Source organism: Hoeflea sp. Naph1, assembly GCF_046837775.1.
Taxonomy (GTDB): Bacteria; Pseudomonadota; Alphaproteobacteria; order Rhizobiales; family Rhizobiaceae; genus Hoeflea.
Genome location: NZ_CP177286.1, coordinates 4,080,660 through 4,098,143, shown reverse-complemented (window position 1 = coordinate 4,098,143; position 17,484 = coordinate 4,080,660). Strand labels below are relative to the sequence as shown.

Genomic DNA, 17,484 nt, shown 5'->3' with positions numbered 1-17,484 from the left:
ATCCAGATGGATGCTGGGTGTGTTCAATAGAATTGGTGGTTTTTACGCCGTCATATGCGGGCTGGTCGACGTACTGCCGTCAGCCTGGGGGCCCGCTTCGCAATCCCGCAGTCCGGGGGCGTAAGGCGCCGAACTGAGGGTCAGGCTTCCGCGATGGGAAAAGCCCTGAACAAGCGAACAATATGTATCCGGTACGTTTTCATGATCCAAATGTGGGGTACACTCATGGGGATGTCAAGCTGCGGCATGCGGTCCGCTGTTCTGCCGCGTCCGCAGGTGTCAGCCCTGCTTGCGGACCTGCGTGCTAAAACTGAGCCGTACTGCGGCGGGTTAATAAACCATCGCTGCGGTGCCTGACCTGAGAGCATGGTGATGTCGGGGGAACCATATCGCGCGTGCCTAGTTGAGGATCATGCTCCTAACCTTGGCGGAACGTGGGAGCGGGGGCTTGCGGTCGCGCAATGTGCGTTTCAACCGGGCTGAGTATAGCGCTGACGCCGCCAAGCGAGGGTACCATGATGACCGGACCGGCACTGACACCAACAAGCTGGCATGACTGGTTCAAACCGTTTGCACGGCTTGGTTATGGTGCTCGCGGTCTGGTTTATCTGCTGCTGGCCTTTTTCATCGGCAGTGCGGCGCTGACTACCGGCAGCGGCGGGGACGCCAAGGACGCGGTTCAGTTCATCACCCAATCGACAGCGAGCGTGATTCTGACACCGCTGCTGATTGTCAGTCTCGCCGGCTATTGTCTCTGGCGTGTCATACAATCGCTGTTCGATACCGATGATCACGGTTTCAAACCGGCCGGGCTGGCGGTTCGCGCCGGCCTGCTTGGTGCGGCCGCTTCCTACGGGTTTCTGACTGTCTACGCCTTCTCGCTCTGGTGGGGCAGCGCAATATCTTCCGGTAGCGGAAGTGGTGATGGCTTTGCCCGCACGGCTGCGGCGTTCATCGGCGCCGGACCGGTGTCGATCATTCTGGCCTCGGTGTTTGCGATCGTCGGCAGCGCCCACATCTGGAAGGCGGCAGGCCGAAAGTACCGCGATCATATCGACGCGCCCGAATCGATCATGCGCTGGATTGATGTCGCCGGGATCGGCGGTCTGACCGCACGCGGGCTGATATTCGTGGTCATTGCGTTTCTTCTGTACCGTCGTGGCCTGGCTGGCAACGGTGAGCAGGCGAGCCTGCAGGCGGCGCTTGATTTCATCGCAGGGCTACCGTTCGGGGCATGGCTGCTCGGTGCGACAGCGGGCGGGTTCTTGCTGTTTTCGATCTATTCGCTTGCCGAGGCGATATGGCGGCGGATCAATCTTGACGACATGTGAGGCGCCGCGCCACTTGATGCGCGGCGTTTGCTGGGCTATGACGCAAACCATGACGATGCATGTGGCACAGAACAATTGGTGGTGGGTTCGCTTCTAGGCGGCCTTGACCACGCATGCGCGTTTAAGATCAACAAGCCGCCCGGGACCGAAAAGGTCCGGCGGCTTTTTTGTTTGTGCCGCCGGGCCAGGATCACCGGATCGGGTCAGACGGAGAAAAGATATGGGCACGATGGCAACAGGCGACGGCGCGGAACGTTATGTAACCCGTGGTGGAGTGGCGATCACGCGGCGACGGCGGGAAACACCTTACGCCGATGCGATATCCGATTACATCGATGCGCTCGACAGTCGCCGCGGTGCCGTGTTCTCGTCGAATTATGAATATCCCGGCCGCTACACCCGCTGGGATACGGCGGTTGTTGATCCGCCGCTGGGTATTTCTGCCAGAAACCGGAAGCTGACCATCGAGGCTTATAATGGCCGCGGCGAAGCCTTGATCGAGATCCTCGCTGCAAAGCTTGGCGGACAGGCCGACTTTACCATTTCCGCGCGTGCCACCCGGACGCTTGAGATTGTCATCCATGAACCCGACCGGGTGTTCTCCGAGGAAGAGCGCTCGCGGGCGCCGACTGTGTTTTCGGTGCTCAGGGTCATTGTCGATCTGTTTCATTCGGAAGAAGACGGAAATATCGGCTTTTATGGCGCGTTTGGCTATGATCTCGCGTTCCAGTTCGATTCCGTGCCCGCCAAGCTCGTCCGCCCCGACGATCAGCGTGACCTGATGCTTTATCTGCCCGACGAAATTCTGGTGGTCGACAACCATGCCGCCAAGGCCTGGATCGACCGTTATGATTTCGCACTCGATGATGTGACAACTGAGGGCCGGGAGGCGGACATCAGTCCCGAGCCGTTCAAGCCGGCCGATGTCATCCCGCCCAAGGGCGATCATACGCCGGGCGAATATGCGGAACTGGTAAGGCGTGCCAAGGAGAGCTTCAAACGCGGTGATCTGTTTGAGGTGGTGCCGGGCCAGACATTCTTCGAGCGCTGCGAAGCCCGGCCCTCGGAGATCAGCCGCCGGCTGAAAGCCATCAACCCGTCGCCCTATTCGTTCTTCATCAATCTCGGCAACCAGGAATATCTGATCGGCGCGTCGCCGGAGATGTTTGTGCGGGTCAATGGCCGGCGGATCGAAACCTGCCCGATTTCAGGCACGATCAAGCGCGGCGAGGACGCCATTTCGGATTCGGAGCAGATCCTCAAGCTGCTTAATTCCAAAAAGGACGAATCCGAACTGACCATGTGTTCGGATGTCGACCGCAACGACAAGAGCCGGGTGTGCGAGCCCGGTTCGGTCAAGGTGATCGGCAGGCGCCAGATCGAGATGTATTCGCGGCTGATCCATACCGTCGACCACATCGAAGGCCGATTGCGCGACAACATGGACGCGTTTGACGGATTTCTGAGCCACGCCTGGGCTGTGACCGTGACCGGCGCGCCGAAACTCTGGGCTATGCGGTTTCTGGAAAACAATGAGAAAAGCCCGCGCGCCTGGTATGGCGGGGCCATCGGCATGGTCGGCTTCAATGGCGACATGAACACCGGGCTGACGCTGCGCACGATCAGGGTCAAGGACGGGATCGCCGAAGTCCGCGCTGGCGCGACGCTGCTGTTTGATTCCAACCCCGAAGAAGAAGAGGCCGAAACCGAACTCAAGGCTTCGGCGATGCTCTCCGCGATCCGTGATGCACGGCGTGGCAACTCAGACGTTGCCGGCAGGCAGACAGCGCGGGTTGGCGACGGGGTGTCGATCCTGCTGGTCGATCACGAGGATTCCTTCGTCCATACGCTGGCCAATTATTTCCGCCAGACCGGCGCGAAGGTGACCACCGTGCGCTCACCGGTGGCTGATGCGACATTCGACCAGGTGTCGCCTGATCTGGTGGTACTGTCGCCGGGGCCGGGGAGGCCCAAGGATTTCGATTGTGCCGCCACCATCAAGCAGGCGCGTGCCCGAGCGGTGCCGGTGTTTGGCGTCTGTCTCGGGCTGCAGGCAATTGCCGAAAGCTTTGGCGGAAGCCTGCGCGAACTGGCCGTGCCGATGCATGGCAAACCATCTCGAATCAGGGTGGCGTCCAAAGGCATCATCTTTTCCGGCCTGCCCAACGAGGTGACGGTCGGGCGGTATCATTCGATTTTTGCCGATAGCGCCACATTGCCGAAGGAATTCCGGATTACAGCGGAAACCGATGACGGAGTGATCATGGCGATTGAACACGAAAGTGAACCGGTGGTCGCGGTGCAATTCCATCCTGAATCGATCATGACGCTCGGTCAGGATGCCGGAATGCGGATAATCGAGAATGTGGTGGCGCACATGACGCGCGGAAAAAAGGTGAAGGCGGCATGAGACATATCCACAGAACGGGCCGGGGTCTTATGGCCGGTGCATTTGCTGCCCTTGTTGTTTGCCTGTCTGTCGGGGTAGCCCCTTCATGGGCTCAGTCGGACGAAGAGGCAGAAGCCGGGCGGGAGTTGGTCGAGATCAATTGCAGCCGCTGCCATGCGGTGGGGACGGCGGATGCCAGCCCGCACAAGGCAGCGCCGCCGTTCCGCAAACTGTCTGACAGTTTCCCGATTGACGCGCTTGAGGAAGCCTTCGCCGACGGACGGATCTATTCGAACCATCCCGACATGCCCGAATTCATCGCCACGCCGGAGCAGATCGAGGCGATCATCACCTATATCGCCTCGCTGCAGAGCTGACCGGAGATGCCACAATCTGCTCTCACCGTGCGGCGGCTGGCGTTCTGGTCGATCCCGCTGGCGCTCGGTGTGATGGCGCTCAAGTTGGTCGCCTGGCATGTCACCGGGTCGGTCGCGCTTTATTCCGACGCGCTTGAATCCACCGTCAACGTGATTGCCGCGCTGGCGGCGTTCATTGCCGTCGGCTACGCCCAGAAGCCGGCCGATACCGGCCATCCCTTTGGTCACCACAAGGCTGAGTATTTTTCCGCCGTGCTGGAAGGTGTGCTGATCGCTGTCGCAGCTCTGCTCATCGTCAACGAGGCGATTGCCGGGTTGATGGCGCCGCAACGGATTGAAGCACCGGGGCTGGGGCTGGCGATCAACGGCAGTGCTGCGCTGATCAACGGTGTCTGGGCCTATGTGCTGATCCGCGCCGGACGACGTTATCGCTCGCCGGCGCTGAGCGCTGATGGCCATCACATTTTCTCCGACGTCATCACCTCGGCCGGCGTCATCATAGGGCTGGGTCTGGCGATTGCCTTTGATCAGCCGCGGCTTGACCCGTTGCTGGCACTGATTGTCGCCATCAACGTGTTGTGGCAGGGCTGGAAGGTAATTGCCTCATCGGTTGACGGGCTGATGGACCGGGCGATAGATCCGGTCGACGAGCAGCGCATCCAGGACATCATCAAGGCCGAAGCGGACGGTGCCATCGAAGCCCATGATATCCGCACCCGGATGGCGGGCAGGGTGTCTTTTGTCGAGTTTCATCTGGTGGTGGACGGCGACATGAGCGTGGAAGCATCGCACGCGATTTGCGACCGGCTGGAGACCAGGCTGCGTCAGCAGGTCGAGGGCATTCGGGTGACCATCCATGTCGAGCCCGCGCACAAGGCCAAGGACGAGGGTGTCAGGCTGACCTGAGCGTTTTGCCAGATTTGATCAGGTTTTTGATCGCGAAGCCCGCTATCCGCCAAACTTGTCGAGCGCCATGCGAAACACATCGGCATCGACATTGCCACCGGAAATGGTGACGATGACGTCTTCGCCTTCGATCTCGTCCGCATGAAACAGAGCGGCGGCCAAAGCCACAGCACCGCCAGGCTCGGCGACGAGCTTGAGCCGGGAAAAGGCATGAGCCATGGCGTGAAGCGCTTCGTCCTCGGTCACGACCAGTCCTGGACCGGCAAGCCGGGAGACAATCGGGAAGGTCAGGTTGCCTGGTTGCGGGGTGATGATCGCATCGCAAAGCGAGCCGGACAGGCGGCTGTTGCGCTCGATGACGCCTGACGCCAGGCTGCGAGCCATGTCGTCAAAATCTTCCGGTTCCACCGGGCGCGCCCGCAGACCCGGGGCATCTGCCTCGAGTGCCAGTGCAACCCCCGCGGTAAAGCCGCCGCCGCCGCAGCAAACAAGGACATCGGCCTTGATGATGCCTTCGGCGCTCGCCTGTTCAGCGATTTCCAGGCCGCAGGTACCCTGACCTGCAATCACCAGGGGGTTGTCATAGGGCACGATCAGCGTCAGGCCGTGTTCTTCCGACAGCCGCGCGCAAATTGCGTTCCTGTCATCTTTCGCGCGGTCAAACAGAACCACCTCTGCTCCGAGAGCCCGTGTGTTGTCGATCTTCGATTGCGGTGCATCCGACGGCATGACAATGATCGAACGCACGCCATGCCGGCTAGCTGCCAGCGCCACGCCCTGCGCATGATTACCGCTGGAAAAGGCGATGACGCCACGTGTCCGGGCTTCGGGATCCAGCCCCGACACCGCCGACCATCCGCCGCGAAACTTGAAGCTGCCGGTGTGCTGCAGGCACTCTGGCTTGACCCAGACCCGCCGGCCGGCGATCTCGTCGAGGAATGGAGAATTCAGCAAGGGCGTGCGCCGGGCATGGCCTTCAAGCCGGGCCTGGGCGGCGCGGATCATCTCGATGTTCATCCGGGGGTCCTCATGTGAATCGTTTGTCAGGATGCTATCGGCGCAGTGGCTCGTCTCCAAATCCTTTTGCGGCTTTGGCATGCTCGGATCACCCGGTAAACGAAAAACGCCGCGCGATACTGATCACGCGGCGTTTGCCAATCTCAAATAGAAGGACGTTTATGCCGCCTGATTGTGCAGACGGTTATGAAACATCGGATTGTCCTGGGTGCCGCTGAAGGTCTTGGCGAGCGCCAGGACGCCAAGATCGGCGATCGGCTCTATGATGATAACCAGCATGTAGGCGCCACCAAAAGCTGCAATCTGCGAGAGGTTTTCAGCACCAAAGCCGTGGCCATACAACGCCCAGAATCCAACCCACATGACGATGCCGCCCTGATAGCTGGTCGAGAGCGCGAGTGCCTGCTTGTAGGACACATCCTTGTAGGCGGTGCCCGCCGGGATGATGCGCTTGGCAATCAGCGACATGGCGTAGAGCGGCACCAGCAGGGTGGTGACGTTCATACCGTATTGCGGCAGATCGAAAGGCGCGAAGAAAATGCCTTGCATCAGCAGCCCCAAAGCCAGGCCAATTGCCGCGGGACCGGCCCCGAACATCAGATACAGCGTCGAGCCGAGAATGAGATGGACTTCCGAGACGCCGATTGCGTGGTGCGGGAAGACTTCGAAGAACACAAATACCATCAGTGTGGTGATGACCGAGCGCATGCCAAGGGCTGCGACGCCACCATCGTTGCGGATCGTGTCCCAAGACATCTTCATCAGAAGGCCGCCAGAAGCAGCGGCCGTTGCGTAGCTCAGGACGATCTTTGCGCCGTCAACGACGCCAGGTTCAATATGCATATCATAATCCTTTCCGCACCCTTCGTGCGACAGGTTGAATTCGGAAGCGTATGATGGCTTCCCCGAAATCCGGGCAGGTCTCCTGGCTCGCGCTTCACTGCCGTCATCCGCCTTCCCGGATTTCTCCAGTGGCATTGTGGATGCGACTCACGCTTACAGTTGCGAGGGCAGCCACGGATCGGGCCCCTTTACGGGTCGTCCCTACCGTGTTCCCCTTTAATCCCGAAGGCTTGGCCTTCATGGAACCCGAACAGGCCAAAGATATTTCACACTACCTGAGATGGCAATCTGAAAAGACGACGTTACGCGGCGTATTCAGTCGTCCTCCTTGTCAGAACGGATTGCCGGTGTCAGCGCTGACTGTTACTCCCCCGAAATGAGTGTCGAAAATATTGATCATCCGCATTTGCTCGGCCCCGGGCTTGCAACGTTCGCCGTCATCGCCGCTTCCGTGGGGTTTGGTCTCGTTCCCTATTTCGCCCGCACGTTGACTGCTGAAGGCATGGCGCCGCATGCGATTGCCTTTTTCCGCTATGCATTTGCGGCGACCGTGCTCTTGCCCTTTGTCTGGCGGGCCCGGGCGCAATGGGCGGCGCTCGTATGGGGGCTCGTTGCCGGGATCGGCATGGGGGTCGGCTGGGTCGGTTACGTCCGCGCCGTCGAGATCGTTCCTGTTTCGACGGCGGGCATTCTCTACATGACCTACCCGGTGTTCACGTTGCTGATTGCCTGGCTGGTGTTCGGCGATCCGCCGGGTCGCCGCGCCATCTTGGCGGCGCTGATGATTGTCGCGGCCGCCGCACTCGCGACGTCGCCGGATGCGATTACGCCGGATCAGGTCCCTGCGCTGATTCTGTCCCTGGCGGCCCCACTGGGTTTCGGCTTTGGCATCAACGTGCTGGTGCACAAACTTGCCGTGCTCAAACCGGTGGTGCGGATTGCCTGTATCAGTCTCGGCTCGGTTCTGGGGCTGTTGCCGCTGATGACGACGACCCCGGTGGCGGCGTTGCTTCCCGTTACCGTGTCAGGCTGGTGGCTGGTGGCGGGCATCGCCTTTGGTTCGGCGCTGGTTCCGCAATTGCTCTATACCGTGGCAGCGCCTGTCATCGGCACCGCCCGGACCGCAATTGCCGGCAGTTTCGAGTTGCCGACGATGTTTCTGGTTGGCTGGTTTGCCTTTGCCGAACCGATCGAAACTGCCCAATGGGCTGCCTGCGCAATTGTCATTCTGGCGATTGCACTGACGCCACGAAAGTCGATTCGCAGTGTGGCCGCCAACATCGCGGTTGAAGCCGAAGGCCGTTCATGACGTCGAATTTCCTTGCTGCGCCGCAACAAAAATATGCCGGCGCGCCTTGACATGGCCACATTTTTCGGGCCTAAGGGGGCAACTGGATAGGGGCCCTTTCGGCCGCTGCACGCCTCCTTTAGCGATGAGCGTGTTCTGACTTCCCCTAAAATCCACCTTGAAATTTCGCGTCGGCCAGCGGCGATGCGCCCAACCCGAACACCCCCGATCGCGGAGATACCGCTGCCGGAGGGACTTGTTTTATCGGGCATGGTCCGCGAATTGGCGGCGCTCAGCGCACGCCCCGACGCCTGCCCAGAATCCTGGAAGTTATTATATGTTGTTTTCCCAACTCGGCCTCTCCAAGGCCCTTCTCGACACGCTTGACGGTCTGCATCTGACGACGCCGACGCCAATTCAGGTGCAGGCGATTCCGCCGGTGCTGGAAGGCCGCGACGTCATCGGTCTGGCACAGACCGGCACCGGCAAGACCGCGGCCTTCGCGCTGCCGATCCTGCACCGGCTGGCGCCAGGCAAGCCCGCTGCACCGAAAAAGGTGCGGGCGCTGATCCTGTCGCCAACCCGCGAACTTTCTGCCCAGATCGCCAAGAGCGTCAAGGATTACGGTCGCAAGCTCAATCTGAGCTCGGCAGTTGTCGTTGGTGGCGTTTCCAGCCGTCCGCAGATCAAGGCGCTGGCAGGCGGCGTTGATATTCTGATTGCCACGCCGGGCCGGTTGATGGACCTGATCGAACAACGCACGGTCTCGCTCAACGAAGTCGAAGTGGTGGTGCTCGACGAGGCCGACCAGATGCTCGATATCGGCTTCATGCCGGCAATCAAGCGCCTCCTGGCCATGACACCGCAGGGTCGCCAGACACTATTGTTCTCGGCGACCATGCCGAAGGAAATCCGTCAGCTCTCCGACCGTCATCTCAAGGATCCGATCGAAGTGTCGGTGATCCCGGCCAAGAAGACCGCCGACCGCGTTGAACACTCGGTTATGCACATGCAGACTCCCGCCAAGATGGGTGCGCTGGCAAGCCTGATCCGTGATCGCAAGGGCGAACGGGTGATCGTGTTTACCCGCACCAAGCGCGGTGCCGACAAGGCCGTCAAACGGCTTGAAACCGATGGCATCAACGCAGCTGCCATTCACGGCAACAAGTCACAGGGCCAGCGCGAACGCGCGCTTGCTGGCTTCCGCGCCGGTACTGTGCCGGTGCTGATTGCTACCGACATCGCCGCCCGCGGCATCGATGTGCCGGGTGTCAGCCTGGTGGTCAATTATGAATTGCCGAACGTGCCGGAAGTCTATGTTCACCGCATCGGCCGCACCGCGCGCGCCGGTGCTGAAGGCACTGCGGTGACCTTCTGTGCACCGGACGAGCGTTCGCTGCTCAAGGATATCGAAAAGATGTTGAAGGTGGCGATCCCGGTCGAGAATGCACCGGAAGGCACCTATGTCGATGCGCTGGCCGATCCGGATGGTGACTTCAAGCCGCTCAGCCGCACCCAGCGGCCGCGTCAGGGTGCCAAGCCGCAGGGTCAAGGTCGCAAGCCGGGCCAGGGTCAGGGCCGCAAGCCGGCTGCCGCGGGACAGCAGAGCGGCAAGCCAGCCAACGGACAACATCCGGGTAACCGGCATCAGCCTGCCGCCGCCGCCAACCAGAACGGCGATCAGCCGGCATCGAAGGCGCGCCGTCGGCGTCGGAGCGGCGACCGTCGTCCGCGCCCCGAGCAGACCGGCGACCGCGCCACTGCCTAGGACTGACAATTTTTCGCCGGAGTGCCGGCGGAACCAAATCGATGAATTTCTCACGGCGCAGCGGTTTTCCGCTGCGCCGTTTGCCTGTTGCAGCGCCATTCGCCCCCGCCACCATTGTTTCGGGGGCCGGATCGTACTATCTGCGGGGCAGACAAACTTATGGAGAACGGCTGATGAGCGACGAAGACGAAAAGACGACGGAACTGCCGTTGGGCAAGGAAGCGGAAGCCAACCTGTTCAAGTCGCGCTCGATTTTCATCTATGGCGGCATTACCCAGGAATTGGCGCACAAGGTTAGCGCGCAACTGGCGGCGCTGGCAGCGGCGAGCGACGACGACATCCGCATTTTCGTCAATTCACCGGGTGGCCATGTCGAATCGGGCGATTCGATCCACGACATGATCGGCTTCATCAAGCCCAAGGTGATCATGATCGGCACCGGCTGGGTGGCTTCCGCCGGCGCGCTGATCTATGTCTCGGTGCCGAAGGAACAGCGCTTTTGCCTGCCCAATACCCGCTTCCTGCTGCATCAACCGTCTGGCGGCACCCGCGGCATGGTCTCCGATATCGAGATCCAGGCGCGCGAGATCATCAAGATGAACGAGCGGCTCAACAAGATCTTTGCCAAGGCCACCGGCCAGAAGGTTGAAAAGATCGCCAAAGACACCGACCGCGATTACTGGCTATCGGCCGAAGAAGCCAAGGATTATGGCCTGGTTGGCAAGATCATCACCAACCAGTCTGAACTCTGAGCCTGATTGATAGAATGATGAAATAGGCCCCCGCTGGCGTGTGCTGGCGGGGTTTTGTTTAATATGTTCCGGGTCCTGTCTGCCGGTGTGATTTTCTGTCAGGATCGATAATCGTGACATCAAGCCTAAGACGGGGTGCGAACACTTCCCCGCCAAGTGCTGTCAGGTGCCACGTACCGGTCAATTGAACAGCGTTTTATGGCCTTGATGCGGAGAACGATCCTGTTTTGCGTTCGATGCTGAACAACCAGTGAGGTCAGCCGCTTGATTCCGACACTTGAAACAGAACGCCTGCTGCTCAGGCCTCAGACCATGGCTGACTGGCCGGCTTACGCGCGCCTGATGATGTCCGATCAGGCCGTCTATCTGGATGGTCCGCATTCGCTGGGCGACGCCTGGGGCCTGTTTTGCCACAATCTGGCGCAATGGCGGCTGATGGGGCAGGGCACGCTGATGATCGAGAGCCGCGAGACAGGTGAGTGTCTTGGCCAGGTCGGCATCCATTACGGACCGCTGTTTCCCGAACACGAGCTCGGCTGGCAGCTCTATCCGGGAGCCGAGGGCAACGGCTATGCCCTCGAGGCGGCGCAGGCCTTGCGCGACTGGGCCTTTGCTGTGCGCGGTCTGGAAAGCCTGGTCAGCCATATCGACCCGGAAAATCACGGCTCACGCAAACTGGCCGAGCGGCTGGATGCCGAGCTGATCCTGGATCCGGACCGTCCGGGACCGGAGGTTCTGCTTTACCGGCATAAAATGTGAGTGGCGTCGGGTTTCAGGCAGCCAGTCGCTGGAAGATGACCTGATTACGTCCGCCGGCCTTTGCCGAGTAGAGACACTTGTCGGCCACACGGAACAGGTCGTCGTAAGCGGTATGCCCGCCGAAGGCCGCGCCGCCGACGCTGACGGAAAGCGCATGGGTTCTGGCTGATGGTGGGAACTCGATTTCATTGATATCTCGCCGAATGCGCTCGGCGACAATGCCGGCCTGATCGAGATTTGCTTTCGGCAGGAAGACGCCGAACTCCTCGCCGCCGATCCGCCCAACGATATCGCCTTGCCTGAGCGAGGTCTGGATGGTTTGTGCGATGAGTTTCAGCGCGACATCACCCTCCTGGTGACCAAAACGGTCATTGATCGATTTGAAATGGTCGGCATCGATGACCAGAAATGCTCCGGCGTTGTGTGCCGGCTGCCGCATCGCCTGTTGGAGATAGGCGTCGACCAACATCTTGAATGCGCCGCGATTGAGAACCGCTGTCAGGTTGTCTGTCGAGGCGATAATGCTGATCTCGTGGTGGGCGATTGCCAATTGCCGCATCTTGTAGAGCAGCAGGAACAACAGCGGGACCGCCAGTCCGGTTGGCAGTAGTATGTCAACAATGATCGCACTGCTGAGTTCGGTATCAGTCATGCCGGAAAACCTGACGGAATCGACAATCAGGGTAGCACCAATGCAAAAAACCGTGCCGCCCAGGGTTCCGGCGATGACCCTGGCCCAGCCAGTAGCTGAAAAATCAAGCTTCACTCTTGCACCTGCTCCATTGCACACTGATCATCACTGACCCAGATTGCAATAAAAGCCCGGAAACATATGCATTAGCTTTAATGTCTCAGCGTCAGTTGTGGGGGGTGTGTTCTTTGATCCCCGGTACTCGCCGCAGGCGTTGCGTGCGCACAAAAAAGCCCCCGCCGGGCTGTGCCTGCGGGGGCTCACAATAGCTCACGTCACAAGCTTACGGCCCTCGACCGCAGCCTATCCCTGCTCAGGAAAAGTCCAGCGCGCGGTCGCCGTCGGCGTCCTTGATGCGGGTGGGCAGGCCGTTGTGGTTGAGGATGTTGAGGAACGGTTTCGGGTCGAGTTCCTCGACATTGGCCATTTTCTTGACATCCCACTCGCCAGTGGCGACCAGCATGGCGGCGGCGACCGGGGGCACGCCGGCGGTGTAGGAGATCCCTTGCGAGCCCACTTCGTTGTAGGCGTCCTTGTGGTCGGCGACGTTGTAGATGAAGACTTCGCGTTCCTGGCTGTCCTTGGTGCCTTTGACGAAATCACCGATGCAGGTCTTGCCGGTGTAGTCGGGCGCCAGCGATGCCGGGTCGGGCAGGCAGGCCTTGACCACTTTGAGCGGTATCACTTCGGAGCCATCAGCCAGCTTGACCGGCTGTTCGGACAACAGGCCGATGTTTTTGAGCACGGTGAAGACGTTGATGTAGTGATCGCCAAAGCCCATCCAGAAGCGCACGTCGGCGCCGTCCATGTTCTTGGCCAGCGAATGGACCTCGTCATGGCCGCAGAGATAGGCCTTTGACGGGCCGACAACCGGAAGGTCGTAGGTCTTGCCGATCTCGAACATCTGGTTGGTCTTCCACTCGCCACCCTGCCAGGAATAGACCACACCGGTGAATTCGCGGAAGTTGATTTCCGGATCGAAATTGGTGGCAAAATACTTGCCGTGGCTGCCGGCGTTGATGTCGACGATGTCTACATCGGTGACGGTGTCGAAATACTCATCCTTTGCGAGCTTGGCATAGGCGTTGACGACGCCCGGATCGAAGCCGGCGCCGAGGATGACGGTGACGCCCTTTTCAGCGGCTTCGTCAGCGCGCTTCCATTCGTAGTTGCCATACCAGGGTGGGGTTTCGCAGATCTTGCCCGGTTCTTCATGGATCGCGGTGTCGATATAGGCGGTGCCGGTGTCGATGCAGGCGCGCATCACCGACATGTTCAAAAATGCGGTGCCGACATTGATGACAATTTCGGACCCGGTCGATTTGATCAGCGCCTTGGTGGCCTCAATGTCCATGGCATCAAGCGCGTGGCCCGCAAGAACGCCGGGCTGCTTCATGGCGTTCTTCTCACGAACCGAGGCGATGATGGCATCACATTTGGCCTTGGTGCGCGAGGCGATGTTGATGTCGCCGAGCACGTCATTGTTCTGGGCGCATTTGTGGGCGACGACCTGGGCGACGCCGCCAGCGCCGATGATGAGTACGTTCTTCTTCATGATGGGGGACTAACTCCTATGTCCAATCGTCAGATGCCTTACGAGAGGCTGTGTTCAAAATCCGCGTAATCAAATTCGCGGACCGTTCTGATGCTGCCATCCAGCTCGCGGATGGCGATTGACGGCATACGCACGCCGTTAAACCAGTTTTTCTTGACCATTGTGTAACCGGCTGCGTCCTGGACTGAAATCCGGTCGCCAATGGCCAACTGTTCAGGGAAATTGAACTCGCCAAAGATATCGCCGGCGAGGCACGACTTGCCGCAGATCATGTAGCGGTGATCGCCAGTATCGGGTGCGATCTTGGCCTTTTCACGGTAGATCAACAGATCCAGCATATGGGCTTCGATGGATGAATCGACAATGGCCAGATTCTTGCCATTGAACAGCGTGTCGAGCACGGTGACTTCCAGCGTCGTCGATTTGGTGATCGAGGCTTCACCGGGTTCGAGATAGACCTGCACGCCATACTCGCCGGCAAAGCGCTTCAGCCGCTCGGCGAATTTTTCCAGCGGATAATCATCGCCGGTAAAATGAATGCCGCCGCCGAGGCTGACCCATTCGGCCTTTTTCAGCAACGGGCCGAATTTGTGCTCGATCTCGCCCAGCATCTGGTCAAACAGCGAAAAATCGCCGTTTTCGCAATTGTTGTGGATCATGAAGCCGGAGATCATTTCCATAACCGGCTCGACCTGTTTGAGATCCCATTCCCCAAGCCGCGAATAGGGCCGGGCCGGATCGGCCAGATCGAAGGTGGAGGAGGACACGCCGGGATTGAGCCGCAACCCGCGAGTGATGCCATCGGCCTTGCCAGCAAAACGGGTGAGCTGACCGATCGAATTGAAGATGATCTTGTCGGCGTGGGTCACCACCTCGTCGATCTCGTGATCGGCATAGGCTACTGAATAGGCGTGGGTTTCCTTGCCGAATTTCTCGCGGCCGAGCCGCACCTCGTAAAGCGACGAGGAGGTGGTGCCATCCATGTAGTCGGCCATGAAATCGAATACGCCCCAGGTGGCAAAGCATTTCAGCGCCAGCAGCGCCTTGGCGCCGGAGAGTTCGCGCAGCCGGGCGATCTTTTCCATGTTGATCAGCAGTTTCGACTTGTCGATCAGATAATAGGGGGTCTGGATCAAGGCCTGCTCCATTCAGGTGGCGGGGCGAGGAAGGGCTAGGGCGCACGTGCCGCTTAGGCAGCGGGTGTTCGGGGGGAGGTAGGGAATACCGGCGCCTGAGGCAAGTGGGTAGCAGGTTTTTGCAGCAAAAACGCTGATCTGACGCCCGTATGCGGGCAATTGTCATCGCTACACAGTCCGGAACCGGGTGAACTCGCGCCAAACCTGGCAGCAGTGGAGATCCGGTGGGGCCGACCACCCGTGCCGGGGCGGTCTATTTGACCTTGTTCTTCTTGACCTGGCGGATCATCTTGCCAAACGCCTTGTCCTTGGACAGCCGCTCGGCCAGACTTGCGGAATTGTGCCGGTCTTCGGCCAGCAGCTTGCGCCAGCGCGCCAGCCGCTCGATATCGACCGCACCGGTTGCGACTGCCGCCAGTACCGCGCAGCCGGGCTCTGTCTCGTGCCGGCAATCGCTGAATCGGCAGGCGCCGGCCAGATCATCGAGTTCGGAAAACACTTCGGCCACGCCGGCGCCGACATCGGTGAGCTGGATTTCGCGCATGCCCGGCGTGTCGAGCACAGCGCAGCTGCCGGGCAGAATGTGCAACTGCCGGTGAGAAGTGGTGTGGCGGCCCTTGGCATCATCCTCGCGGATTTCCTGGGTGGCGGCACTCTCGGTGCCTGACAGTGCATTGGTGAGCGTCGATTTGCCGACGCCCGACGAGCCGAGAAAGGCCACCGTCTGGCCCGGCTTGCACCAGGGCGCGAGCTTGAGTTTTGGCTCGTCGCCCCGGGCATCAAGCACCAGCACGGTGAGCGCGTTGGAAATTGCCTGCGCCTGTTCGACATAATCGGCCGGATCGTCGCACAGATCGGCTTTGGTCAGCAGGATCACCGGCGTCACCTCGGCCTCGAATGCCAGCGCGACATAGCGCTCCAGCCGCGCGACGTTGAAATCGGCGTTGCAGGAGGTGACGACAAAGGCGGTATCGATATTGGCGGCGATCAACTGCACCTGGCGATCATGGCCGGCGGCGCGGCGCTGGATCACGCTCTTGCGATCGAGCAACCGGCTGGCGCTGGGCAGAACGTGGTTGAACAGCAGCCAGTCGCCGACGGTGGCATCGGCGCGTGGCGGCAGCATCTCGTCAATGCCGTCGCCCAGCACCCGAAGCCCGCTGCGGTGCACCTCGGTGACCCGCACCGGCGGGGTTTTGGCCAGTTCGTCGATGTCGGTCTGCTGCGCATAAAACGGCTGCCAGCCGAGCTCTTGCAGCACCGACAGCGCCGGTTTCGGCGTGCCGGACTTGGCGACGTCGCCGGGCTTGGCGTCGGCCTTGCCCGTGGAAAGCGTGAATTTCGAATAGTCTCGTGACATGACGACTGGCTTTCCTGCGCCGGGGCGGCCGGGGCTGAGATAACAGAGCTTTGATGACGAAGCATCACCGCGCCGTCAGCGGTCGACTATAGCGGTGCCGTGTCCGTGTTCCCACTGATGATTTGATTGGTAAGCCCGATGCCGCGCCACGATCTGCTTTAGCGTTGCCGAAAAGCCGCCATGACAAATCCCCCGCGGGCGAAAATCCGCCGACGGGTCTGGTTCGATGTGGTGTCCGGCGCCTGTCTGCGGCAGGCCGGAATGCGGAGCGCGCAACTGGTGTGCCCCAATGAAATGTTTGGGGGGTGGCACGGATCATGGTCCCATCCCGCCCGAATGATGGGAGTGCCGTTGAAAATCGACCGGAAGCTTTGCCCAATCAGGAAAGATTTGGAAAATGGACACTGCCCGTGCAACGCTCAAGTGATGAAATCCCATATTCCCGACGCCAAATCCGAAGAAAGCTTCTGCGATAGAAGGCCTCCTAGCCACAATAGATGCTTACGGATTTAAGGCCGGGGATGAAAAATCTAATCTGAAGAAAATTCTCAATGAAATTCGCGAGGAAACGACGAAATCTATAAACGAATTTCTGGCTGGTAGTGAGTCTAGCTTGGCTATATTTGAGCTTGCGGAAATATCAAATTCAAAAGCAGGACTGCGACTAACGGAAATATATCTTTCTGCAATAATGAACTGGGCTCGTGAAAATAGGCGAGCGCAGCAGGTGCTAATCTGTCTTGAAGAAGCGCATACAATTGTACCGGAAGCGAATGGTAGTGGTTTCGATGGCGAAACGAAATGGGTTGTCGAAAGGATCGGACAGATTGCGCTTCAGGGTAGAAAATATGGGGTTGGCTTGCTCGTTATTACCCAGAGGACTGCGTTGGTAAGCAAAACGATCTTGTCGCAGTGCAATACCTTTTTGACACACAGCTTGATTGATCAAACCAGCCTGAATTTTTTGGAGAGCGTATACAGCAGTCAGCATACGCGGCTGATTCCAAATCTGGGTAAGTTTGAATTTCTGGCATTTGGGAAGGCTATTAAAGCCGAGCGCCCGATTGTTTTAAGGAAGGAATTTGACCAATCCAAATTGGACGCGAGCATGGCGATGAACCGGCCCCTACCTGAACTTAATACACGAGCCGTCCCTGAAGCAGAGGAATCGGTTAGTGAGGCCGATGGTCCAAGAATCAGTAATCCTATTACTTAGAAAATTTTGGATATCCCCCACCCCTTGCCATCCCACCCCGCCACGGCTATCTTTTCCCCATGACCTCGACCACGCGCCCCTCCGAGACTTCTTTCG

15 protein-coding genes and 1 riboswitch are annotated in these 17,484 nt (G+C 59.6%); of the genes, 9 read left to right on the top strand and 6 right to left on the bottom strand.

The features are described from left to right. Nucleotides 1–515: 515 nt before the first annotated feature. The 4 genes from ACK6D9_RS19725 (at nt 516) to ACK6D9_RS19710 (ending at nt 5,003) form a co-directional block, all read left to right on the top strand. A complete protein-coding gene (locus ACK6D9_RS19725; RefSeq protein ID WP_412049806.1) occupies nt 516–1,331 on the top strand; it encodes a DUF1206 domain-containing protein in 816 nt (271 codons plus the stop codon). Nucleotides 1,332–1,551: 220 nt separating this feature from the next. Next, entirely contained in the window at nt 1,552–3,741 is a 2,190-nt protein-coding gene (locus ACK6D9_RS19720; RefSeq protein WP_322987947.1) for an anthranilate synthase, read from the top strand. Then, nucleotides 3,738–4,097, top strand: a complete 360-nt coding sequence (locus tag ACK6D9_RS19715) for a c-type cytochrome (RefSeq protein ID WP_412049805.1) — start codon at nt 3,738–3,740, stop codon at nt 4,095–4,097. Before ACK6D9_RS19720 ends, ACK6D9_RS19715 begins: the two co-directional genes overlap by 4 nt. A gap of 6 nt (nt 4,098–4,103) precedes the next feature. Then, nucleotides 4,104–5,003 carry a cation diffusion facilitator family transporter gene (locus ACK6D9_RS19710; RefSeq protein WP_412049804.1) on the top strand — a complete coding sequence of 300 codons (900 nt, stop codon included), beginning with the start codon at nt 4,104–4,106 and terminating at the stop codon, nt 5,001–5,003. A 42-nt stretch (nt 5,004–5,045) separates the two neighbouring features. Here the strand turns inward: ACK6D9_RS19710 and ACK6D9_RS19705 are convergent, their stop codons facing one another. Beyond that, nucleotides 5,046–6,020 (bottom strand): threonine/serine dehydratase, encoded by a 975-nt coding sequence (locus tag ACK6D9_RS19705; RefSeq protein ID WP_412049803.1) that lies wholly within the window; start codon nt 6,018–6,020, stop codon nt 5,046–5,048. Between the two features lie 159 nt (nt 6,021–6,179). Next, the gene (locus ACK6D9_RS19700; RefSeq protein ID WP_412049802.1) at nt 6,180–6,863 is read right to left on the bottom strand and encodes an energy-coupling factor ABC transporter permease; all 684 of its coding nucleotides are present in this window, start codon (nt 6,861–6,863) and stop codon (nt 6,180–6,182) included. 54 nt (nt 6,864–6,917) lie between these two features. Beyond that, a riboswitch (cobalamin riboswitch) is annotated at nt 6,918–7,128 on the bottom strand. A 111-nt stretch (nt 7,129–7,239) separates the two neighbouring features. On the opposite strand from ACK6D9_RS19700, the gene ACK6D9_RS19695 reads away from it, so the two are divergent. From ACK6D9_RS19695 to ACK6D9_RS19680, 4 genes are all read left to right on the top strand, one after another. Beyond that, nucleotides 7,240–8,172 (top strand): DMT family transporter, encoded by a 933-nt coding sequence (locus tag ACK6D9_RS19695; protein WP_412049801.1) that lies wholly within the window; start codon nt 7,240–7,242, stop codon nt 8,170–8,172. Between the two features lie 316 nt (nt 8,173–8,488). After that, complete coding sequence (locus ACK6D9_RS19690) at nt 8,489–9,919, top strand: DEAD/DEAH box helicase (protein ID WP_412049800.1); 1,431 nt, start codon at nt 8,489–8,491, stop codon at nt 9,917–9,919. 173 nt (nt 9,920–10,092) lie between these two features. Further along, entirely contained in the window at nt 10,093–10,671 is a 579-nt protein-coding gene (locus ACK6D9_RS19685; RefSeq protein WP_412049799.1) for an ATP-dependent Clp protease proteolytic subunit, read from the top strand. Between the two features lie 264 nt (nt 10,672–10,935). After that, nucleotides 10,936–11,430 (top strand): GNAT family N-acetyltransferase, encoded by a 495-nt coding sequence (locus ACK6D9_RS19680; RefSeq protein ID WP_267653656.1) that lies wholly within the window; start codon nt 10,936–10,938, stop codon nt 11,428–11,430. Between the two features lie 13 nt (nt 11,431–11,443). On the opposite strand, the gene ACK6D9_RS19675 is transcribed toward ACK6D9_RS19680, so the two are convergent. The 4 genes from ACK6D9_RS19675 to rsgA all read right to left on the bottom strand — a co-directional run bounded on the left by ACK6D9_RS19675 (nt 11,444) and on the right by rsgA (nt 16,172). Further along, on the bottom strand, nt 11,444–12,196 hold the full coding sequence (locus tag ACK6D9_RS19675) for a GGDEF domain-containing protein (RefSeq protein WP_412049798.1): 753 nt from the start codon (nt 12,194–12,196) through the stop codon (nt 11,444–11,446). A 238-nt stretch (nt 12,197–12,434) separates the two neighbouring features. Beyond that, complete coding sequence (locus ACK6D9_RS19670) at nt 12,435–13,676, bottom strand: saccharopine dehydrogenase family protein (protein WP_412049797.1); 1,242 nt, start codon at nt 13,674–13,676, stop codon at nt 12,435–12,437. A 38-nt stretch (nt 13,677–13,714) separates the two neighbouring features. Next, on the bottom strand, nt 13,715–14,812 hold the full coding sequence (locus ACK6D9_RS19665) for a carboxynorspermidine decarboxylase (RefSeq protein ID WP_412049796.1): 1,098 nt from the start codon (nt 14,810–14,812) through the stop codon (nt 13,715–13,717). 253 nt (nt 14,813–15,065) lie between these two features. Next, complete coding sequence (rsgA, locus tag ACK6D9_RS19660) at nt 15,066–16,172, bottom strand: ribosome small subunit-dependent GTPase A (RefSeq protein ID WP_412049795.1); 1,107 nt, start codon at nt 16,170–16,172, stop codon at nt 15,066–15,068. Between the two features lie 613 nt (nt 16,173–16,785). Here rsgA and ACK6D9_RS19655 point away from each other — a divergent pair. Continuing rightward, on the top strand, nt 16,786–17,388 hold the full coding sequence (locus tag ACK6D9_RS19655) for an ATP-binding protein (protein WP_412049794.1): 603 nt from the start codon (nt 16,786–16,788) through the stop codon (nt 17,386–17,388). Nucleotides 17,389–17,484: the final 96 nt, after the last annotated feature.